The sequence below is a fragment of the Brotocaccenecus cirricatena genome, from assembly GCF_020687045.1.
In the GTDB taxonomy this organism is placed as follows: domain Bacteria; phylum Bacillota; class Clostridia; order Oscillospirales; family Oscillospiraceae; genus Vescimonas; species Vescimonas cirricatena.
On sequence record NZ_JAJEPW010000021.1, the window covers coordinates 13,597 to 33,070 of the forward strand.

The 19,474-nt window shown below is 62.5% G+C and carries 20 protein-coding genes and 1 pseudogene; 8 read left to right on the plus strand and 13 right to left on the minus strand.

The window, feature by feature from the left end; all coding sequences use genetic code 11:
- The first annotated feature begins 39 nt into the window (after positions 1-39).
- The 6 genes from kdd (at position 40) to LKD37_RS08450 (ending at position 6,397) form a co-directional block, all read left to right on the plus strand.
- Complete coding sequence (gene kdd / locus LKD37_RS08425) at positions 40-1,092, plus strand: L-erythro-3,5-diaminohexanoate dehydrogenase (RefSeq protein WP_302928809.1); 1,053 nt, start codon at positions 40-42, stop codon at positions 1,090-1,092.
- 96 nt (positions 1,093-1,188) lie between these two features.
- Entirely contained in the window at positions 1,189-2,439 is a 1,251-nt protein-coding gene (gene kamA, locus LKD37_RS08430; protein ID WP_302928810.1) for a lysine 2,3-aminomutase, read from the plus strand.
- Positions 2,440-2,450: 11 nt separating this feature from the next.
- Positions 2,451-4,013, plus strand: coding sequence for a lysine 5,6-aminomutase subunit alpha (kamD, locus tag LKD37_RS08435; RefSeq protein WP_302928811.1), 1,563 nt, complete (start codon positions 2,451-2,453; stop codon positions 4,011-4,013).
- Complete coding sequence (gene kamE, locus LKD37_RS08440) at positions 4,010-4,798, plus strand: lysine 5,6-aminomutase subunit beta (protein ID WP_302928812.1); 789 nt, start codon at positions 4,010-4,012, stop codon at positions 4,796-4,798. The genes kamD and kamE overlap by 4 nt, the downstream gene beginning before the upstream one ends.
- Positions 4,799-5,036: 238 nt before the next feature.
- Entirely contained in the window at positions 5,037-5,729 is a 693-nt protein-coding gene (locus tag LKD37_RS08445) for a CoA transferase subunit A (RefSeq protein ID WP_302928813.1), read from the plus strand.
- A complete protein-coding gene (locus LKD37_RS08450) occupies positions 5,729-6,397 on the plus strand; it encodes a 3-oxoacid CoA-transferase subunit B (RefSeq protein ID WP_302928814.1) in 669 nt (222 codons plus the stop codon). Before LKD37_RS08445 ends, LKD37_RS08450 begins: the two co-directional genes overlap by 1 nt.
- Positions 6,398-6,525: 128 nt before the next feature.
- On the opposite strand, the gene LKD37_RS08455 is transcribed toward LKD37_RS08450, so the two are convergent.
- The 3 genes from LKD37_RS08455 to LKD37_RS08465 are packed head-to-tail and all read right to left on the minus strand — an operon-like array spanning position 6,526 to position 8,759.
- Positions 6,526-7,284, minus strand: coding sequence for an amino acid ABC transporter ATP-binding protein (locus LKD37_RS08455; RefSeq protein ID WP_302928815.1), 759 nt, complete (start codon positions 7,282-7,284; stop codon positions 6,526-6,528).
- 13 nt (positions 7,285-7,297) lie between these two features.
- A complete protein-coding gene (locus LKD37_RS08460; protein WP_302928816.1) occupies positions 7,298-7,945 on the minus strand; it encodes an amino acid ABC transporter permease in 648 nt (215 codons plus the stop codon).
- A 4-nt stretch (positions 7,946-7,949) separates the two neighbouring features.
- On the minus strand, positions 7,950-8,759 hold the full coding sequence (locus LKD37_RS08465; protein ID WP_302928817.1) for a transporter substrate-binding domain-containing protein: 810 nt from the start codon (positions 8,757-8,759) through the stop codon (positions 7,950-7,952).
- Between the two features lie 225 nt (positions 8,760-8,984).
- Here LKD37_RS08465 and LKD37_RS08470 point away from each other — a divergent pair, with 225 nt between their 5' ends.
- The gene (locus LKD37_RS08470; protein ID WP_302928818.1) at positions 8,985-10,718 is read left to right on the plus strand and encodes a Na/Pi cotransporter family protein; all 1,734 of its coding nucleotides are present in this window, start codon (positions 8,985-8,987) and stop codon (positions 10,716-10,718) included.
- 46 nt (positions 10,719-10,764) lie between these two features.
- On the opposite strand, the gene LKD37_RS08475 is transcribed toward LKD37_RS08470, so the two are convergent.
- From LKD37_RS08475 to LKD37_RS08485, 3 genes are all read right to left on the minus strand, one after another.
- Positions 10,765-11,586 (minus strand): TrmH family RNA methyltransferase, encoded by an 822-nt coding sequence (locus tag LKD37_RS08475; protein WP_302928819.1) that lies wholly within the window; start codon positions 11,584-11,586, stop codon positions 10,765-10,767.
- Between the two features lies 1 nt (position 11,587).
- Entirely contained in the window at positions 11,588-12,781 is a 1,194-nt protein-coding gene (locus LKD37_RS08480) for an aldo/keto reductase (protein ID WP_302928820.1), read from the minus strand.
- 90 nt (positions 12,782-12,871) lie between these two features.
- Positions 12,872-13,486, minus strand: a complete 615-nt coding sequence (locus tag LKD37_RS08485) for a single-stranded DNA-binding protein (protein WP_302928821.1) — start codon at positions 13,484-13,486, stop codon at positions 12,872-12,874.
- Positions 13,487-13,601: 115 nt separating this feature from the next.
- On the opposite strand from LKD37_RS08485, the gene LKD37_RS08490 reads away from it, so the two are divergent.
- Positions 13,602-14,468 (plus strand): radical SAM protein, encoded by an 867-nt coding sequence (locus tag LKD37_RS08490; RefSeq protein WP_302928822.1) that lies wholly within the window; start codon positions 13,602-13,604, stop codon positions 14,466-14,468.
- A 47-nt stretch (positions 14,469-14,515) separates the two neighbouring features.
- On the opposite strand, the gene lgt is transcribed toward LKD37_RS08490, so the two are convergent.
- The 7 genes and pseudogenes from lgt to LKD37_RS08525 all read right to left on the minus strand — a co-directional run bounded on the left by lgt (position 14,516) and on the right by LKD37_RS08525 (position 19,473).
- On the minus strand, positions 14,516-15,499 hold the full coding sequence (lgt, locus tag LKD37_RS08495; RefSeq protein ID WP_302928823.1) for a prolipoprotein diacylglyceryl transferase: 984 nt from the start codon (positions 15,497-15,499) through the stop codon (positions 14,516-14,518).
- Positions 15,500-15,587: 88 nt separating this feature from the next.
- Positions 15,588-15,968: a hypothetical protein gene (locus LKD37_RS08500; RefSeq protein ID WP_302928824.1), complete on the minus strand. Its 381-nt coding sequence runs from the start codon at positions 15,966-15,968 to the stop codon at positions 15,588-15,590.
- Positions 15,969-16,103: 135 nt separating this feature from the next.
- Positions 16,104-16,232, minus strand: a pseudogene (locus tag LKD37_RS08505) (DUF4368 domain-containing protein); the annotation flags it as partial.
- Positions 16,233-16,254: 22 nt separating this feature from the next.
- Positions 16,255-16,689 (minus strand): GNAT family N-acetyltransferase, encoded by a 435-nt coding sequence (locus tag LKD37_RS08510; protein WP_302928825.1) that lies wholly within the window; start codon positions 16,687-16,689, stop codon positions 16,255-16,257.
- Complete coding sequence (locus LKD37_RS08515; RefSeq protein ID WP_022178115.1) at positions 16,686-17,003, minus strand: hypothetical protein; 318 nt, start codon at positions 17,001-17,003, stop codon at positions 16,686-16,688. Before LKD37_RS08515 ends, LKD37_RS08510 begins: the two co-directional genes overlap by 4 nt.
- A gap of 118 nt (positions 17,004-17,121) precedes the next feature.
- Positions 17,122-17,673: a helix-turn-helix domain-containing protein gene (locus LKD37_RS08520; RefSeq protein ID WP_302928826.1), complete on the minus strand. Its 552-nt coding sequence runs from the start codon at positions 17,671-17,673 to the stop codon at positions 17,122-17,124.
- A 108-nt stretch (positions 17,674-17,781) separates the two neighbouring features.
- Positions 17,782-19,473 carry a M3 family oligoendopeptidase gene (locus tag LKD37_RS08525; RefSeq protein ID WP_302928827.1) on the minus strand — a complete coding sequence of 564 codons (1,692 nt, stop codon included), beginning with the start codon at positions 19,471-19,473 and terminating at the stop codon, positions 17,782-17,784.
- Position 19,474: the final 1 nt, after the last annotated feature.

The following is a 19,474-nucleotide window of genomic DNA, read 5'->3' on the forward strand; positions in this document are numbered from 1 at the left end:
ACAAACAATTAAGAGAAATATATTAGGAGGATTTTTACAATGGCTGAACTGAAAGGCAACAAGTACGGTACCCATCGCGTTATCGAGCCCAAGGGCGTTCTGACCCAGGCTGCTTGGAAGGTCGACAACGACATGTCCAAGGTCTATTCCAACGAGATCGTCTGCGACGTCACCTCCCTGAACATCGACTCCGCTTCTTTCACCCAGATCTCCGACGCCTGCGGCGGCGACGAGAAGAAGATCGGCGAAATGATCCTGGGCATCGTCGCTGAGCGCGGCAAGCAGCAGAATCCCGTCACCGGTTCCGGCGGTATGTTCAAGGGCGTCGTCGCTCACATCGGCGAGGACCTGAAGAACAAGCCCGGCTTCGACCTGAAGGAAGGCGACAAGATCGTCTCCCTGGTGTCCCTGTCCATGACCCCCCTGAAGATCGAGAAGATCCTGGCTATCCACAAGGATATCGACCGCGTGGACATCGTGGGTAAGGCTATCCTGTTCGAGTCCGCCCTGTATGCCAAGATGCCCGAGGATATGTCCGAGCCTCTGGCCCTGGCCGCCCTGGACGTGGCCGGTGCTCCCGCCCAGGCCCGCAAGCTGCCCAAGGAGGGCGACAGCGTCCTGATCCTGGGCGCCAACGGCAAGTCCGGCGTTCTGTGCGGCTGGGAAGCTATGAAGAAGGTCGGCCCCAACGGCAAGGTCGTGGGCGTGGTCCGCAATCCCAAGCAGGTTCCCGGTCTGCTGGAGCTGGGCGTTTACACCGATGTGATCGTGGCCGACTGCACCAAGCCCGTTGAGGTTATGGAGGCTGCTCTGGCTGCCAACGACGGCAAGGAGTACGATCTGTCCATCTGCTGCGTGAACATTGAGTCCTGCGAGATGTCCGCCATCCTGCCCGTCCACGATGACGGCCTGGTGTACTTCTTCTCCATGGCTACCTCCTTCACCAAGGCTGCCCTGGGCGCCGAGGGTATCGGCAAGGACGTCACCATGATCATCGGCAATGGCTACACCAAGAACCATGCCCAGATCACCCTGGACGTGCTGCGTGAGAACCCCAAGCTGCGCAAGCTGTTCGACGAGAAGTACTGCTAAACGAAGTTACGCGAGTGCAGGGCGGCCGGGTCTCTGGCCTCCCTGCCCTCGCCCTATCCATCTTTTGGAATCCATTTTTATTAAGGAGACTTAAATATGAAGACTCGCAATGGTCTGTTCGCCGATGTCCCCGAAAATCTGTGGAATGACTGGCATTGGCAGGTTGCCAACCGCGCCGAGACGGTTGAGGATCTGAAGAAGTACATGAACCTGACCCCCGACGAGGAGGAGGGTGTCCGCAAGACCCTGGGCAAGCTGCGCATGGCCGTGACCCCCTACTATCTGTCCCTGATCGATCTGGACGATCCCTTTGATCCCATCCGCAAGATGGCCATCCCCCGGGCCGAGGAGCTGGAGTATGCCGACTATGAGGACGCCGATCCCCTGCACGAGGATACCGACTCCCCCACCCCCGGCCTGACCCACCGCTATCCTGACCGGGTGCTGCTGCTGATCACCGACCAGTGCTCCATGTACTGCCGTCACTGCACCCGCCGCCGTTTCGCCGGTCAGAACGACTGCGAAGTGCCCATGGCCCAGATCGACAAGTGCATCGACTATGTGGCCGCTCATCCCGAGGTCCGCGACGTCCTGCTGTCCGGCGGTGACTGTCTGATGGTCTCCGATGAGAACCTGGAGTACATCATCAAGCGCCTGCGGGCCATCCCCCACGTGGAGATCGTCCGTCTGGGCTCCCGCACCCCCGTGGTGTGCCCCCAGCGTATCACCCCGGAGCTGTGCGCCATGCTGCGTAAGTATCATCCCATCTGGCTGAACACCCACTTCAACACCCCCAAGGAGTTCACCGATGAGGCCGCCAAGGCCTGCGCCATGCTGGCTGATGCCGGTATTCCTCTGGGCAACCAGTCCGTGCTGCTGGCCGGCGTCAACGACTGCTCCCACGTGATGATGGAGCTGGTCCATGGCCTGGTGAAGATGCGCGTGCGTCCTTACTACATCTATGCCTGCGATCCCTCCCTGGGCCTGAGCCACTTCCGCACCCCCGTGTCCAAGGGCATCGAGATCATGGAAGCCCTGCGCGGCCACACCTCCGGCTACTGCATCCCCACCTTCGTGGTGGACGCCCCCGGCGGCGGCGGCAAGACCCCCGTTATGCCCAACTACCTGATCTCCGAGACCCCCCGCAAGGTCATCCTGCGCAACTTCGAGGGCGTCATCACCTCCTATACTCAGCCTGAGCACTATGTCCAGAACTGCCACTGCGACGTCTGCACCGGCAAGAAGAAGGCGGAGAAGACCGGCGTGGCCTGGGTCGCTGAGGGCACCAAGCAGCGCTATCTGGAGCCCACCAAGCTGCTGCGCAACGAGCGTCACGTGAAGAAATAAGAGGTAAAACTATGGAAAGCAAACTCGGCTTGAACTTAGAGCTGGTCAACCAGGCCCGCCAGTCCGCTGCCCATGTGGCAGAGGACACCCAGCGGTTCATTGACCAGCACACCACGGTCACCGTGGAGCGCGCGGTTTGCCGCCTGCTGGGCATCGACGGCGTCAACGAGATGGACGTCCCCCTGCCCAACGTGGTGGTGGACCACATGATGGCAACGTCCTTCCTGCCTGTGGGCGCGGCGTGGGCCATCGGCAACGCCATGATCGAAACCGGCAAGGATCCCCAGGCCGTGGCTGAGGCCATCGACAAGGGTGAGCTGGACCTGTCCAAGGTTCCCGCCCACTCCGACGAGGAGATCCGCGCCGCCATCACTCCCGTGGTCAACGCCACCGTGGAGCGCATCAACAAGAACGTTGCCAAGCGCAATTCCTATCTGAAGGAATGGGGCGACAAGGAAGGCCCCTACCTGTATATCATCGTGGCCACCGGCAATATCTATGAGGATATTATCCAGGCCAAGGCCGGCGCCAAGCAGGGCGCCGACATCATCGCCGTCATCCGCACCACCGGCCAGTCCCTGCTGGACTATGTGCCTTACGGCGCCACCACCGAGGGCTTCGGCGGCACCTATGCCACCCAGGAGAACTTCCGCCTGATGCGCGCGGCTCTGGACGAGGTGGGCGAGGAGCAGCACCGCTATATCCGGCTGTGCAACTACTGCTCCGGCCTGTGCATGCCCGAGATCGCCGCCATGGGCGCTCTGGAGCGCCTGGACGTGATGCTCAACGATGCTCTGTACGGCATCCTGTTCCGCGACATCAACATGCAGCGCACCATCGTGGACCAGTACTTCTCCCGCGTGATCAACGGCTATGCCGGCGTCATCATCAACACCGGTGAGGACAACTATCTGACCACCGACGATGCCATCACCGCCGCCCACACCGTTCTGGCCTCCCAGTTCCTGAACGAGGCCTTTGCCAAGGACGCCGGTATGCGCGAGGAGCAGATGGGTCTGGGCCACGCCTTCGAAATGGACCCCGCCGTGGAGAACACCTTCCTCTATGAGCTGGCCCAGGCGCAGATGGCCCGCGAGATCTTCCCCAACGCCCCGCTGAAGTATATGCCCCCCACGAAGTTCATGACCGGCAACATCTTCCGCGGTCACATCCAGGATGCCCTGTTCAACATGGTGACCATCCTCACCAACCAGCGGCTGTGCCTGCTGGGCATGATGACCGAGGCCATCCACACCCCGTTCATGTCCGACCGCGCCCTGTCCATCGAGAATGCGCAGTACATCTTCCGCACCATGAAGGACCTGGGCAGCGAGCTGACCTATAAAGAGAACGGCATCATCCGCAACCGTGCCAACGAGGTGCTGACCAAGGCCACCGATCTGCTGAAGGAGATCGAGAAGCTGGGCCTGTTCACCACCATCGAGAAGGGCATCTTCGCCGACGTGAAGCGTCCCAAGGACGGCGGCAAGGGCCTGGCCGGCGTGGTTGTGAAGGACGACAAATACTTCAATCCCTTTATTGAAGTCATGAAAGGGAAGGTGGCAGCAGAATGAGCAGCGGACTGTATAATACCCACAAGATCGATTTCGATACCACGCTGGACCTGACCCGTCTGAAGCCCTACGGCGACACCATGAACGACGGCAAGGTGCAGACCAGCTTCACTCTGCCCGTCAAGGACGATGAGCGGGGCGAAGAAGCTGCCCGCCAGATCGCCAAGAAGATGGGCCTGGAAGAGCCCAACGTGGCCTATCACGCCGCCCTGGACAAGGAGTTCACCTTCTATGTGGTCTACGGCAGCTGCGTCCACTCCGTGAACTATGAGGACATCCACGTCATCACCGTGGAGTCCGATGTCATGAGCATGGAGGACACCAACGACTATATCCGCGAGCATATCGGCCGGAAGGTCGTTATGGTGGGCGCATCCACCGGCACCGATGCCCACACCGTGGGCATCGACGCCATCATGAACCGCAAGGGCTTCGCCGGTCACTACGGCCTGGAGCGCTACGAGATGATCGAGGCTTACAACCTGGGTTCCCAGGTGCCCAATGAGGAGTTCATCAAGAAGGCCCTGGAGCTGCACGCCGACGTGCTGCTGGTGTCCCAGACGGTGACCCAGAAGGACGTGCACATCCAGAACCTAACCAACCTCATCGAGTTGCTGGAGGCCGAGGGCCTGCGCGACAAGTTCGTTGTCTGCTGCGGCGGTCCCCGTATCACACACGAGCTGGCCAAGGAGCTGGGCTACGACGCTGGCTTCGGCGCCGGCAAGTATGCCGACGACGTGGCTTCCTTCGCCGTGACCGAGATGGTCAAGCGGGGCATGAAGTAAAATAAACCATCACGCCAGACGGTCACTTTTTCCGGTGGCCGTCTGGTCGTGTTGCCAAACAGACAATTCGCCACATATCGGACACTGTCCAAGTTATTTGACGGCGAACCTGTCTGCTTGTGAAAAAATCGACCAATCATCTCTTGTATTTTCCACACAGGAGTGTTATGATTACAGGTGAGAAAATAGAAGGGATTCTATTTTTTGGGAGAACGACAAATAACAAGGAGGAACTGAAATGGCAAAGAAACCTGTTATCACTGCCAAAGAGGCAGCGGCTATGATCCCCAATGGCGCCACCATTATGTGCGGCGGCTTCCTGGCCTGCGGCCAGGCCAGAGCGATCGTCAAGGAGCTGGTGGCTCTGGGCACCAAGGACCTGACCCTGATCGCCAACGATATGGGCCGCGCGGTGGGCCCCAAGGGTGAGGAGTTCTTCGGCATCGCTGAGCTGATCCACAATCATCAGGTCAAGCGCGTCATCGCCACCCACGTCGGCATGACTCCCGAAGTCGGCCAGCAGAACACCGAGGGCACCCTGGAAGTGAACCTGCTGCCCCAGGGCACCCTGGCCGAGTGCGTCCGCGCCGGCGGCGCTGGCCTTGGCGGCGTGCTGACCCCCGTGGGCATCGACACCCTGGTGGAGGAGAGCCCCTTCTGCCTGGGCCGCAAGACCGTCGAGGGCAAGGATTACCTGCTGATGAAGCCCATCCACGCTGACTTCGCCCTGCTGGGCACCTATAAGTGCGACGAGTTCGGCAACTGCTGGTACAAGGGCACCATGCGCAACTTCAACGTTGTCATGGCCACCGCCGCTGACACCGTCATCGCCGAGACCGAGTATCTGGTTCCCGTGGGCGAGATCGAGCCCGAGAACATCCACACCTATGGTATGTGTGTTGACTACATCGTGGAAGGAGAAAGAAAGTAATGGAAAAGAGCGAGATCAAAGGCTTTATCGCCAAGCGCTGCGCCAAAGAGCTGAAGAACGGCGACGTCGTGAACCTGGGCATCGGCCTGCCCACCCTGATCCCCAACTATCTGCCCAAGGACGTGGAGCTGATCATCCACGCTGAGCTGGGTATCGTCTCCGCCGGCAAGTCCCCCAAGGAAGGCGATGACAATTACGATCCTTACCACGTGGTGGATGCCGGTGGTTCTCCCTCCTCCGTGGCTTTCGGCGGCGGCTTCATCGACTCCGCCTCCAACTTCGGCCTGATCCGCGGCGGCCATGTGGACGCCTGCTTCCTGGGCGCTCTGGAGGTCGACGCTGATGGCAACCTGGCCAACTGGATCATCCCCGGCAAGAAGATGCCCGGCATGGGCGGCGCTATGGACCTGTGCGTCGGCGCCCGCAAGTGCATCGTCTGCATGGAGCACACCGCCAAGGGCAACCCCAAGATCTTCGAGAAGTGCCGCCTGCCCCTGACCGCTTCCCACTGCGTCAACAAGATTATCACCGAGATGTGCGTGCTGGAAGTCACCGAGAACGGCCTGGTCATGACCGAGATTAACCCCGAGTTCACCGTCGAGCAGGTGAAGGCCGCCACCGCTGCCCCCATCACTGTCGCCGAGAACCTGAAGTCCATGGTCGACTGATTGATAGAATCCCTGCAAACAGAGGGGCTGCCGGAAGGCAGCCCCTTTTGCCGTTTATTTCAGACTTGTCAAAAAAGCCTTTTTTGACAAGCTGAACCGGACTCCGGCAGGCGCCGGAGTCCGGTTTTTTATACTCCGGCGTACCGGGAAAGGAACTGGCGGGTGCGCTCCATCCGGGGATGGTTGATCACCTGCCGGGGGTCCCCCTGCTCCACGATGACGCCGCCGTCCATGAAGATCAGCCGGTCCGCCACGTCCCGGGCGAAGGCCATCTCGTGGGTCACCACGATCATGGTGGTGCGGCGGTCGGCCAGCTGGCGGATGACCCGCAGCACCTCGCCGGTAAGCTCCGGATCCAGGGCGGAGGTGGGCTCGTCGAAGCACAGCACGTCCGGCTCCATGCACAAAGCCCGGGCGATGGCCACCCGCTGCTTCTGGCCGCCGGAGAGCTGGTGGGGATAGTGGCCCGCCCGGTCGGACAGGCCCATCTGCTCCAGCAGAGCCAGCCCCCGGTCCCGGATGTCCGCCTCCGATTCGCCGGGCAACTTGGCAAGACGCCTGGCCAGGGTCACGTTTTCCAGGGCGGTGTATTGTGGAAACAGGTTGAAATCCTGGAACACCAGACCGAAATGCAGGCGCTTTTCCCGCAACTCCCGCTCCCGCACCGGGGGGCGGGACCCGTCCAGCAGGGTCTGGTCCCGCAGGGAGATCACCCCGGCGTCCGGCCGCTCCAGGAAGTTCAGGCACCGCAGCAGGGTGGTTTTCCCGCTGCCGGAGGAGCCGATGACGGACAGCGTCTCCCCTTCCGGCAGGTCGAAGCTCACATCCCGCAGCACCCGGGTGCTGCCGAAGGATTTTTCCAGGTGCGCAACGCTCAGATAGGACATATGCTCCCCCCTTTCAGCGGAAATAGCTCAGACGGCGCTCCAGATACCGGAACAGCAGCGTCAGAAGCCCCACAAACAGCAGATAGTATACCCCGGTATAGAACAGGGGCCAGGTGATCCCGGCGAACTTCACATAGTCCTCACCGGCCTTGGTCAGCTCCACAATGGCGATGATTCGGGCCAGGGACGTGTCCTTCACCAGGGTGATGATCTCGTTGGACATGGGAGGCAGGATCCGCTTCACCACCTGAAGCAGGGTGATTTTGAAGAAGATCTGGCGGCGGGTGAGGCCCAGCACCTGACCGGCCTCCCGCTGACCCGCCGGGACGGCCTGGATGCCGCCCCGGTAGATCACGGAGAAATAGCAGGCGTAGTTCAGTACAAAGGCCACGGTGCACGCCAGCATCCGGTTGCTGCCCCAGATGTTGTGACCGAACCACAGGCCGGGGCCGTAGAAAATGATGATCAGCTGCAGCACCAGAGGCGTGCCCCGGATCACCCACACCAGGGCGTCGAACAACGCCCGCACCGGGCGGCAGCGGCTCATGGAGCCCAGGGCCACCAGCAGGCCCAGCGGCAGGGAGAACGCCAACGTCAGCCCAAACAGGACGGCGGCCTGGCGCATCCCCTGGAGCAGGGAAAGGGTTACGGTCCAGAACATGGCCTTATGCGGCGGGGACCACGATGACCTGGGCGTTGCGGCAGTAGGCGGGGGTGCAGGTCATGGCGGTCTGCACGCCGTCGGTGAGGGTCATGCCGTTCCACACCACGTCGATGGCCTTGCTGTTGAGCTCATTGACCTTCTGGCCCCACTCAATGATGACGAACTCCACGTCCACCCCCAGGCGCTGGGCCACCAGCCGGGCCAGCTCCGCGTCAAAGCCGGTCCACTGGCCGTTGTCGTCCTTATAGTCCATGGGGGCAAACTCCGTGATGCCCACCACCAGGGTGCCCTTGCCTTGGATATAGGCCACGTCGCCGCCGGCGTCCTCGGTATAGCCGGTCTGGGGCATCTCCGCCAGCAGGTCCTCCCGGATGCCGAAATGCCGGGCCAGGGTCTGGGTGGTGCCGTCCTGATAGGCCTCGGCCAGAACGGAGGTGATGAAGTCGGCCAGGTCAGAGCCCTGGCGGCAGCCGATGCCGTACTCCTCCTGGGTGAGGCTGTCGGTATAGGTCAGGTCGGGATAGCTGGTGTCTGGCCCGATCATGGCCCCGGCCATCAGCAGGTCGATGACGGCGGCGTCGGAGGTACCGGCGGCCACCTCCATCAGGGCGGCGGCCTGATCCTGGACACTGTTGACGGTCCAGCCCTTCTCCTTGGCCACCTCCTCACCGGCGGACCCGGCCTCCACGGCGTAGACCATGGTTTTCTCGTCGGCGTCGGTGTTGGTGTTCTTCGGGCCGCAGGCGGCCATGGCGGCGGTCATAGCCAGCAGCAGGAGCAGGCACAGCCCGCGGCGGATGGTATTTTTCATGATTTCCTCCATTCCCCGGCCCCTATCACCGGGCGATTTAGTATGCTAATACGTTACCACACTACCGAGATAAAGTAAAGATGGGAAAAGCCACAAATTTGTCCGGCGGCGGCTGCGTAATTTGCACGAACGACACAAAATGGCAAAAAGTACGCGCGACACGGACAAATGCCTGCGATTTGGACGGACGGCAGCGGGGCATGCTAAAGGGGAGAGGAGGCGCGCATGGACATTTTTGACGGATTGACCGCCCTGGGCGGACTGTGCCTGTTTCTGTTCGGCATGCAGATCATGGCGGAGGCGCTGCAGCGCCGGGCCGGGGGACGGCTGGAGGGCCTGCTGCGGCGGATGACTCGCAGCCGCTGGGCGGGGTTTTTCACGGGCCTGGCGGTGACGGCGGCGGTGCAGAGCTCATCGGCGGCCATGGTGATGGTGGTGGGCTTCGTGAACTCCGGTATGCTGACCCTCCGCCAGGCGGTGGGGGTCATCATGGGCACCAACGTGGGCACCACGGTGACGCCCTGGCTGCTGAGCCTGGGAGGTCTGGAGGGCGGCGGCGTCCTGGGGCGGCTGCTGCGCCCGGCGGGCTTTGTGCCGCTGCTGAGTCTGTGGGGCATTGCGGCGTATCTGGCCGGAAAGGGCAGCCGCCGGGACACCGGCCAGGCCCTGCTGGGCTTTGCCGTTCTGATGCAGGGCATGGAGATCATGACCGCCGCTGTATCGGGCCTGGCCCGGGCGGAGGGGTTCCGGCAGCTGTTCACGGCCTTCGGCAGCCCCCTGCTGGGGGTGCTGGCCGGGGCGGTGCTGACGGCGGTGATCCAGTCCAGCTCCGCCTCGGTGGGGATATTGCAGGCCCTGGCCGCCAGCGGACAGGTGACGGTGGGGGCCGCCATCCCTATTGTCATGGGCCAGAACATCGGCACCTGCGTGACGGCGATGCTGTCCTCCGTGGGGGCCAGCCGCAGCGCCCGGCGGGCGGCTCTGGTGCATCTGCTGTTCAACCTGGCCGGGGCGGGCATCTGGCTGGGGGTGTTCTGGCTGGTGAAGGCGCTGGCGGCTCCGGCCATTCTGGACCGGGCCGTGACCCTGCCGGGGGTGGCCGTTATCCACACGGCCTTCAACCTGCTGTGTACGGCGGCGCTGTTTCCGGCGGCGGGCCTGCTGGAGCGGGCGGTGCTGCGGCTGTTGCCCGGAGAGGAGACACCCTCCGCGGAGCCGGATCCCCGTCTGCTGGCGGCTCCGGCGGCGGCCCTGGAAAGGTGCCGGGAGCTGACCCTGGAAATGGCGGACCTGGCCCGGGACAACCTGCGCCGGGGGATTCAGGCCCTGACGGAGGTGCACCCCGACTCGGCCCGGGAGCTGCGGCGGCAGGAGGAGCGCATCGACGGCCTGGAGGACGCCCTGGGCACGTTTCTGGTGCGGCTGGGCGGACGGACCCTGACCCGCCGGGACAGCGCCCGGGCGGCGGAGCTGCTGATGCTCATGGGCGACCTGGAGCGGCTGGGGGATCACGCCATGAACCTGCTGGAAAGCGGGGAGGAGCTGCGGGACCGGAAAATTGAGCTGCCGCCGGAGGACCGGCGGCAGCTCCGGGTGCTGACGGAGGCGGTGGAGGAGATCGCGGACCTGGCGTTGGCGGCCTTCCGCCGGGAGGACGCCGCCGCCCTGGGGCAGGTGGAGGCCCTGGAACAGGTCATCGACGGCCTGCGGCAGCGGCTGCGGGCCCGGCGCATCCGGGAAACGCAGCCGGGGGAGGGGGCCATGGAGCTGAGCTTCGTGTGGTCGGACGTGCTGACGGACCTGGAGCGGGCGGCGGACCACTGCTGCAACATCATGGAGTGCGTGGCGGATCTGTCCGCCGGGAACCGGAATCTCCATGCCGCCCAGCTGGCGGTCCGGCAGCGGGATCCGGCCTTCGACAGCCGGGTCCGGGCCTATGAGCAGAAGTATCGAATATAAAAAGCCTGTGTATTCGGTGCAATTGCACCGAATACACAGGCTTTTTTTATCCGTTCAGCAGGGCCAGCTGGTAAAAGGCCACGGCGCTGGCGGCGGCCACGTTCAGGGAATCCACCCCGTGGGACATGGGAATTTTCACGGTATAGTCGCAGGCGGCGATGGTGGAGGAGGCCAGGCCGTCCCCCTCGGTGCCCAGCACCATGGCCAGCTTCGGCTCCGCCAGCAGGCGGGGATCGTTCAGGGCCAGGGAGTCGTCCCGCAGAGCCAGGGCCACGGTTTTGAAGCCCAGCTCATGCAGCAGCTCCGGCCAGCTCTCCCCCTCCGGCAGATATGTCCAGGGCACCAGGAACACGTTGCCCATGCTGACCCGGGCGGCCCGGCGGTACAGGGGGTCGCTGCCGGCGGCGGTCAGCAGCACCGCGTCCACGTTCAGAGCGGCGGCGGACCGGAAAATGGCCCCGATGTTGGTGGGATTCATGATGTTTTCCAGCACGGCAATGCGCCGGGCATTGGCGCAGACCTCCGCCACGGAGGGGAGCCGGGGCCGTCGCATGGCGCACAGCATCCCCCGGGTCAGGTGGAAGCCCGTCAGCTGGGTCAGCACCGGCAGGTCCGCCGTGTATACCGGAATGTCCGCCGGGCAGCGGGCCAGCACCTCCGCGCCTTTTCCCTCGATGTGCTTGCGCTCCATCAGGAAGGACACCGGCGTGCACCCGGCGTCCAGAGCCCGGCCGATGACCAGGGGACTCTCCGCCACGAACAGGGCGTTTTCCGGGTCGGCCCGGTTCACCAGCTGGTTTTCCGTCAGCCGGGCGTAGATATCCAGCTCCGGGGCGGAAAAATCGGTGATTTCGATGATATGGGCCATGTTACTTGGCTTCTCTTGCCCGGCGGGCGGCTTCCTCCCGCTGGCGGCAGATGTCGGCCCAGCTGGGGATCTTCTTCAGCACCTCGTTCAGGTCCGCCAGGGCGGCGGGAATGTCGATGTTCTGGGGACAGACCCGGGCGCACTGGCCGCAGCCCACGCAGGCGGCGGGGCGCTTGTCCTCCGGCAAAGCCTCCACCCGCATGCCGATGTTGAAGTTGGGGGAGAACTTGGCCTCGTTATACAGCTTCAGCAGCATGGGAATGTCCAGGCCCATGGGGCAGCCGTCGCAGCAGTAGCGGCAGGCGGTGCAGGGCACGGCGCCGTACATGCCCTTGGCGATGTCCAGCAGGACCTTCTCCTCCTGGTCCGTCAGGGGGCGGCGTTCTTCGAAGGTGCGGACGTTGTCCTCCATCTGGGCGGGGGTGGTCATGCCGCTGAGGATCATCTGGACCCCCTCCACCCCCTGGAGGAAGCGGAAGGCCCAGGCAGCGGTGGACTCCTCCGGCCGCAGGGCGTGGAGCTCGGACTCCGCCTCCGGCGTCAGGGAGGCCAGGCGGCCGCCCCGGACGGGCTCCATGACCCAGATGGGGATGCTGTATCGGCGCAGCAGCTCGCACTTGGCCTTGGCATCCTGCATGGTCCAGTCCAGATAGTTCAGCTGGATCTGACAGAACTCCATGTCCTTGCCGCAGCGGGACAGGAAGCTCTCCAGCAGCTCCACGCCGCCGTGGGAGGAGAAGCCCAGGTGACGGATGCGGCCGTTCTTCTTCTGCTCCAGAAAATAGTCGATGATGCCCCAGCGGGGATCGGTATACGTCTCGATGGACTTCTCGTACACATTGTGCAGCAGGTAGAAGTCGAAATACTCCACGCCGCACTTCTGGAGCTGCTCCTCAAAGATGGCAGCGGGGTCGTAGCTGTCGCTGATCTGGTGGCCGGGGTATTTGGTGGCCAGATAGAAGCTCTGGCGGTCAAAGTCCTTCAGCACCCGGCCGATGACCCGCTCGGACATGCCGCCGTGGTAGGGATAGGCGGTGTCGAAATAGTTGACGCCGTGGTCCATGGCATAGCGGACCATGTCCGCCGTGGTCTTTTCGTCGATGTCCGCCGGGCCGCCGCCGGGAACCAGCGGCAGACGCATGGTGCCGAAGCCCAGCAGGGACAGCTTCTCTCCGTGAAAATCGGTGTAGATCATGTAAGGTTCCTCCTTGGTTGGGATGTTTCCCCCATTATAGCACGGAGGGAAAGGACCCTGCAAGGCGGATTTTCACCCCGGGGGGCGGTCTTACAGGAAAAATTCCTCCGGCTCCGCCGGGCGCATGATGGACACCTCATAGGCGGTGCGCTCCTGTCCCACGCCGTCCACGGTTTTCGTGTAGCCCCGACTCTGGACCCGGCCCTCCACCGTCAGCCGGGAGCCCACCGGCAGGATGGCCGTCTGCTGGGCGATGGCGCCCCAGGCAATGCAGGGCAGATAGTCCGCCCGGCCGTACCGGCGGTTCACCGCCAGGATCAGGTCGCAAATTTCCCGGCCCAGAGGCGTCCGGCGCAGGGAGGGAGCCTTGCACAGCACGCCGGAGAGCTGAATCTGGTTAAAGGGGGCCGCGCCGCCGGGGACCAGCTCCCGGACGAACACGGAGATCACCAGCCGGGGACCCTGGCCGCTGCGGTTGTTGAAGGAGCGCAGCTGGCCGGTAAGGGTCAGCACGTCCCCGGTATGTACGGGGTGGGCCTCCAGCAGCGGCCGGGGCAAAATCACCGGCAGCCGATCCTCCTGGCCGGAAAGCCGCTCCACCGACAGGGGAAAGCGGTAAAAGCTCTCGCCGTGGTTTATGTGGGACAGCTCCGGCTCCCCGGCGGCCCGCCCGCACAGGCGCACGCGGTTGAAGTTGTTGTCCATAGTCATCCTCCTCGTTTGTTGAAGCTGGTCCAGCTTATGCCGGAGCGGCACAAAATAGACCCTTTTCAAACCGGGAAAAGTATGCGATAATAGCGGGGAAAAGGAGGAATTGCCCATGCGATACAAGGGAAAGGTCTATCGGCCCCCCAGCGAGGCCTACAGCCTCATCATCCAGGTGACCTACGGGTGCAGCCACAACCGCTGCGCCTTCTGCGATATGTATGACGATAAGCGGTTTGCCCTGCGGCCCATGGAGGAGATCCGGGAGGATTTCCGCCTGGCCCGGCAGGTATACCGCCGGGTGGAGCGGGTGTTTCTGGCCGACGGCGACGCCCTGATGCGGAAAACCGATGAGCTGCTGGAAATTCTGACCATGGTGTACAGCCTGTTTCCGGAGTGCCAGCGGGTGACGTGCTACGCCTCGCCCCGGAGTCTCCAGGTCAAGACGGAGGAGGAGCTGCGGCGGCTGCGGGAAAACGGACTGAAAATGGTGTATATGGGCCTGGAATCTGGCTGTGACGCGGTGCTGGAGCGGATGCGCAAGGGCCACACCGCCGCGGCCATTGTGGCGGCGGGGCAGAAGGCCCGGCAGGCGGGCCTGGCCCTGTCGGTGACGGCCATTTCCGGGCTTGGCAGCCGGGAGCTGCTCCGGGACCACGCCGTGGACACCGCCCGGGCCCTCAGTGCCATGAAGCCGGAATATATCGGCCTGCTGACGCTGATGGTGGAGCCGGGAACGCCGCTGGAGCAGTGGGTCCGGGAGGGCAGCTTCCGGGTGCTGGGCCCGGCGGAGATTCTGCAGGAGACGGCCCTGCTGCTGGACCACATCGACAGCGAGGGCAGCGTATTCCGGATGAACCACGCCTCCAACTACCTGACCCTGAAGGGGACCCTGAACCGGGACCTGCCCGCCCTGCGGCAGCAGGTGCAGGAGGGCCTCATGGGTCACGGCCTGCGGCCGGAGAGCTGGCGGGCCCTGTAAAAAACGAACGCACCCCCTGTATCCCACGGGATACAGGGGGTGGGCGTTTATTCTTCTGAAGATTCTTCCGGCACCTCCGGTGCTTCCGGCGCCTCCGCCGGTTCGGCGGTTTCCGGGGCTTCGGCGGGCTCCTCCGCCTGGGCGGCTTCCCGGGCGGCCACGATGTTCACATACAGCTCCTCCGGCTTGTGGGGGTGGAGCCTGATGTTGTAAAACAGCACCGCCAGGGCGGCGATCATCAGCACCAGGCTCAGCACCTGGGACACCCGGATGGGCTGGCCGGCGATGGCCCAGTCGAACAGATACAGGCTGTCGGTGCGCAGACCCTCGATCCAGAAGCGGCCCGCGCCGTACCACAGGAAGTAGAAGCAGGTGTTCTCACCGTCGAACCGCCGGGCCTTGGATACCACAAAAACGATCAGCAGCAGGCCGATAAGGTTCCACAGGCTCTCATACAGGAAGGTGGGGTGGACCTCCACCAGTTCCCCGGCAGTGGTGGTCAGCTGCATGCGCCAGGGCAGGGCGGTCTCCGCGCCGAAGGCCTCCCGGTTCAGGAAGTTGCCCCAGCGGCCGATGGCCTGGCCGATGAGCAGGCCCATGACCACCAGGTCCATCATGGCCCCAAGCTTGATGTGGCGGCTGCGGCAGAGAATGATGGCCACGATCACCACGGCGATGACGCCGCCGTAAATGGCCAGGCCGCCGTCCCAGATGGCGATGGCCTTGGACCAGCTGAAGTGGCCCTCATGGTCCTTGAACTCGCTGAGATAGAACAGAACATAGTATAGCCGGGCCCCCACGATGGCTGAGGGGATGCCCCACAGCAGCCCGTCGATGAGGTCATCCTCCCGGATGCCGTATTTGGTGCGCTGGCGCATGCACCACCACAGGGCCAGCAGCATGCCCAGGGCAATGAGGATGCCATACCAATAGATGCCGTTGCCGATGTCGATGGCCTTGGAACTGATGGTGATGGCCCAGTCGCCAAAAAGCCCCGGGAAGCGGATGGGGCTGTCGGTCATGATCTTCATAATGTCACTCCTTGCTCAGAAAACTCCCTCTATTATACCGCAGAGCGGGGCCGTTGAAAAGCCCTATTTTTCGGAGGAAGGGGAGCAATCAGGCGGTCCGGTATTTCCGCCGAAGCCACCGGGCCAGCAGGAAGCCGCCTGCCGTCAGGGCGGCGCAGAGCAGGAAGTCCGGGATCTGGGACAGGATCAGCGCCTGTCTGTACCGGGAGGAGAGATCGGTGAAGATCGGACTTGTGCTGAGCCCCTCCAGCCACTGGGGATCGACGGATCCGAAGTCCGCGATGCCGCCCAGCCGGAAGCCCGCAGCCAGAGTGGCGGCGATCCGGACCAGGCCCAGGATCCCGATCAGCGACATCAGGTATCCGGAGACGAAGCCGTATGTACGCCAGAAGCGGGCAAAACCGCTTTTCCTCGGCCCGGCGGAGGTGGGAGCAGGGTCCGTCTGTTCATCGTCCAGCAGATAGTCCACCGTGACGCCCAGCAGACGGCCGATGGCCAGGAGCTTATTGGTGTCGGGCAGGGACTCGCCCGTTTCCCTAAATTAAAGATATTGGTTATGTATGAGTGCCTACGCCTACTTGCATAGGTACTCATATTCGTTGTTTTACTCAATTTTGCCGATAAATCGGTAGTAGATGTCAATATCCTGCTCACGCATACCGTCCACGATGGCTGCTTCGTGAATGACGATTTCCTCAATCAGCGTATTCAGAAGCTCCGCTGTCAGTTCGGTGGGATTAGCGTATCATAGTCTGCTACACTAAATTCAATCTCATAAATACATATCCATCTTCAACGGAATCTGAATAGGCAAATCCCAACTTTGTCCAAAACTTCTGCGCAGCTGTATGGCGCTGATTTACAGGAGCTGAAACTCGTCTTGCTTTGTATTCCTTATAAAGGAAATCAATACAGAGTTTGGCAGCAGCAGTTCCATACCCCTTTTTTTGATAGGCATCATCAATAAGAAAATTGATTATTTGATAGTTTTCTTCACCAACATACATTGAAACAAAGCCAATCATTGTTTCATCAGCATAAATTGCAAATGGCTTGGTGTCTTTATAATGAACCCATGCTTCTGCCAGAGAATACGCCACAGAATCCACAAAATTTTCATTTGCAACGCTGGCTTTAAGATTAAGACAGTCTGTGTAGTTATTCTCGTTGATTGTTCGTAGCTCTATCATTTTATCTTTCTCCCAATTTTCATATCCTGTCGCCACTTGGGAGCTTCGCCATCGTCTGCCCAATGCTCATCCATAGAGGCGATCTTACCGTCTTTCAGCTTGATACGACAAACCACATAGCCTGCGTATTTGTCATCCACAAGGGCGGCATACACCGGAAACTTGGCAAAAAGATATTCTTCCATTTCTTCTCGTCCTGCTTTAATGTTCGGCCTGGATGCAATGCCTTTATATGAACGCAGCTCTACACGAAATAGGGCAACCATTTCTGCAAGTGCATCATTTGCTTGTTTTATCTCTAATATCTCCATCATAATTGCCCTCCTTTGGCTGCATACAAAATCTCATAATAATTATAGCATAAATATGTGAAAAAATCTATCATATACATGGAAATCCCGCCCTTCCCGATTGTAGGAGGAAGGGGAGCGGTCAAGCGGTCCGGTATTTCCGCCGGAGCCACCGGGCCAGCAGGAAGCCGCCTGCCGTCAGGGCGGCGCAGAGCAGGAAGTCCGGGATCTGGGACAGGATCAGCGCCTGTCTGTACCGGGAGGAGAGATCGGTGAAGATCGGACTTGTGCTGAGTCCCTCCAGCCACTGGGGATCGACGGATCCGAAGTCCGCGATGCTGCCCAGCCGGAAGCCTGCAGCCAGAGTGGCGGCGATCCGGACCAGGCCCAGGATCCCCACCAGCGACATCAGGTATCCGGAGACGAAGCCGTATGTACGCCAGAAGCGGGCAAAACCGCTTTTCTTCGGCCCGGCGGAGGTGGGAGCAGGGTCCGTCTGTTCATCGTCCAGCAGATAGTCCACCGTGACGCCCAGCAGACGGCCGATGGCCAGGAGCTTGTTGGTGTCGGGCAGGGACTCGCCCGTTTCCCACTTGCTGACGGCCTGACGGGACACGTCCAGCTGCTGGGCCATCTGTTCCTGAGACAGGCCGGCTTTGCGGCGCAGGTCGATGAGCTTTTCACACAGGGTCATAGAGAATGCCTCCTTTGATATTGATGGCGTCAGCATATCGAAAAAGGCCGCAACTGTCCACCAAGTGGGGCTGGAAGTTCCGCAACCGACGGTTGCGGGCCGTTTTTTTCAGCCCCAGAGCTGGCGGGAGAGGTCCTGGGCCAGCTTTTCCACTACGCCGGGGGCGTAGGGCAGAGGCAGTCCGGCGGCGGCCAGGGTCTCGGCGTAGGTCCTGCTGCCGCCGGAGGCACACAGGGCGTGATACCGGGCCCAGCCGTCTGCGGGGTCGGCGTCATAGGCAGCCTTCAGCTGCTGGGCGCAGACGATGGACAGGGCGTAGCTGATGACATACCGGGGGAACATATACAGGGCCATGTTGGTGAACAGGTCGCAGCCGGAGAGCACCTGCTGCCGCCAGGGCTCATTGTTCTGCGCCCGGCCGAAGGACTTCTCAATGCGGTCGAACTCCTCTGCCCACTGGGCCAAAGAGGCGTCTGGATGCTCATACAGCCAGGTCTCAAAGGTGTGGATGGAGCAGAAGGCACACAGCTCCTTGATGAAGTCATAGCGGTGCTCCGTCAGGAACTGTCCGGCGTGGTCGCCGAAAAAGTCCCGGGCGTAGGGCTGGGCCAACAGCTCCATGGTCTTGGAGTGGACCTCCGCCAGGTCCGGACTCAGGCCCGCATAGTCCGCCACCGGCTGGCTGCGGATGGACAGATACCCCTGGAGCCCGTGGCCCAGCTCGTGGGTGTATACGGTGACGTCACCGGCGGTGCCGTCGCAGTTGGCAAAGACAAAGGGCATATCATAGGGCGCGCCCAGCATGTCGCAGAAGCCCATACCGGAAATTTTATTGGGAGAGCCGGTCACGTCCAGCAGGTCGTGGCGGACCATCTCGTCAAAGAAGGCCCCGGCCTCGGGGCTGAGGCTGTGATACATCCGGTGGGCGGCCCGGGGCAGCTCCTCCGCCGCCACCGGCACGGCGTTGCCCTCCGGGAACACCAGGGCCCGGTCATAGGGCATCAGCGTGTCCACCCCCAGGCGCCGGCGCTGCTCCTCCTGCAGCCGCAGGTACAGGGGGGTGATATGGGTCTGCACCTGGCGGCAGAACGCGTCCAGCTCCGCCCGGCCATAGCCCAGGCGCTGCTGGGCCAGGTCACCGTAATCGGCGAAGCTGTCGAAGCCGTTGGCCCGGGCCAGGTCGATGCGGGCATGGACCAGCTGCCGCAGGATGTCCTCCAGCTGTCCGGCGTTTTCCAGCACCGTCTGCTGCTGGGCGTCATAGGCGGCCTTGCGGCGCGCCCGGTCCCGGCTGGCCAGAGCGGCCCGCAGCTGTCCGCCGCTGAGCAGCTCCCCCTGGACCGGGTATTTGGCGGAGGCCGTCAGCTGCTGGTATTGGGCCGTCAGCTGGGAGATGCGGGCCTGCAGGTCCTTGCCCCCGGCGTGAATTTGGTGGTCCAGGGTCAGCAGGCGGCGCAGCTGGGGGCCGAAGGTCTCGTCCACCGCCGGGGCATAGGGGCTTTCGGCAATGGCGGCGGCCAGGGACTGACTGTCCAGGCTGCCCTCCAGCCGGGGCAGGGTCTCCTGCAGCTCCGTCTGGTAAAATTCGTCGGTGACGTCGTGGAAGGCCCGGATGAAGGCCACCGCCTGGCACAGGCCCACCTCCTGCTGGAGGGCGTCCCGCTGGCGGACGATCTCCACCAGCTCCTCCGGGCTTTGGGCCTCCCTGGCCCGGCGGGTCAGGGCGTCGTACCGGGTCTGAAGGGCCTCCACGTCGGGACGGTGATAGGGGATATCGGAAAATTTCCAGTTTTCGTTCATA

Excerpts from the sequence above, each read along its gene's own strand:
- LKD37_RS08445 (WP_302928813.1), top strand. The coding sequence starts at position 5,037 with ATGGCAAAGAAACCTGTTATCACTGCCAAAGAGGCAGCGGCTATGATC.
- LKD37_RS08455 (WP_302928815.1), bottom strand. The coding sequence starts at position 7,284 with ATGTCCTATCTGAGCGTTGCGCACCTGGAAAAATCCTTCGGCAGCACC.
- kdd (WP_302928809.1), top strand. The coding sequence starts at position 40 with ATGGCTGAACTGAAAGGCAACAAGTACGGTACCCATCGCGTTATCGAG.
- kamE (WP_302928812.1), top strand. The coding sequence starts at position 4,010 with ATGAGCAGCGGACTGTATAATACCCACAAGATCGATTTCGATACCACG.
- LKD37_RS08525 (WP_302928827.1), bottom strand. The coding sequence starts at position 19,473 with ATGAACGAAAACTGGAAATTTTCCGATATCCCCTATCACCGTCCCGAC.
- LKD37_RS08460 (WP_302928816.1), bottom strand. The coding sequence starts at position 7,945 with ATGTTCTGGACCGTAACCCTTTCCCTGCTCCAGGGGATGCGCCAGGCC.
- LKD37_RS08520 (WP_302928826.1), bottom strand. The coding sequence starts at position 17,673 with ATGACCCTGTGTGAAAAGCTCATCGACCTGCGCCGCAAAGCCGGCCTG.
- LKD37_RS08485 (WP_302928821.1), bottom strand. The coding sequence starts at position 13,486 with ATGGACAACAACTTCAACCGCGTGCGCCTGTGCGGGCGGGCCGCCGGG.
- LKD37_RS08510 (WP_302928825.1), bottom strand. The coding sequence starts at position 16,689 with ATGATAGAGCTACGAACAATCAACGAGAATAACTACACAGACTGTCTT.
- LKD37_RS08450 (WP_302928814.1), top strand. The coding sequence starts at position 5,729 with ATGGAAAAGAGCGAGATCAAAGGCTTTATCGCCAAGCGCTGCGCCAAA.
- LKD37_RS08470 (WP_302928818.1), top strand. The coding sequence starts at position 8,985 with ATGGACATTTTTGACGGATTGACCGCCCTGGGCGGACTGTGCCTGTTT.
- LKD37_RS08475 (WP_302928819.1), bottom strand. The coding sequence starts at position 11,586 with ATGGCCCATATCATCGAAATCACCGATTTTTCCGCCCCGGAGCTGGAT.
- LKD37_RS08490 (WP_302928822.1), top strand. The coding sequence starts at position 13,602 with ATGCGATACAAGGGAAAGGTCTATCGGCCCCCCAGCGAGGCCTACAGC.
- LKD37_RS08515 (WP_022178115.1), bottom strand. The coding sequence starts at position 17,003 with ATGATGGAGATATTAGAGATAAAACAAGCAAATGATGCACTTGCAGAA.
- LKD37_RS08480 (WP_302928820.1), bottom strand. The coding sequence starts at position 12,781 with ATGATCTACACCGATTTTCACGGAGAGAAGCTGTCCCTGCTGGGCTTC.
- kamD (WP_302928811.1), top strand. The coding sequence starts at position 2,451 with ATGGAAAGCAAACTCGGCTTGAACTTAGAGCTGGTCAACCAGGCCCGC.
- lgt (WP_302928823.1), bottom strand. The coding sequence starts at position 15,499 with ATGAAGATCATGACCGACAGCCCCATCCGCTTCCCGGGGCTTTTTGGC.
- kamA (WP_302928810.1), top strand. The coding sequence starts at position 1,189 with ATGAAGACTCGCAATGGTCTGTTCGCCGATGTCCCCGAAAATCTGTGG.
- LKD37_RS08465 (WP_302928817.1), bottom strand. The coding sequence starts at position 8,759 with ATGAAAAATACCATCCGCCGCGGGCTGTGCCTGCTCCTGCTGCTGGCT.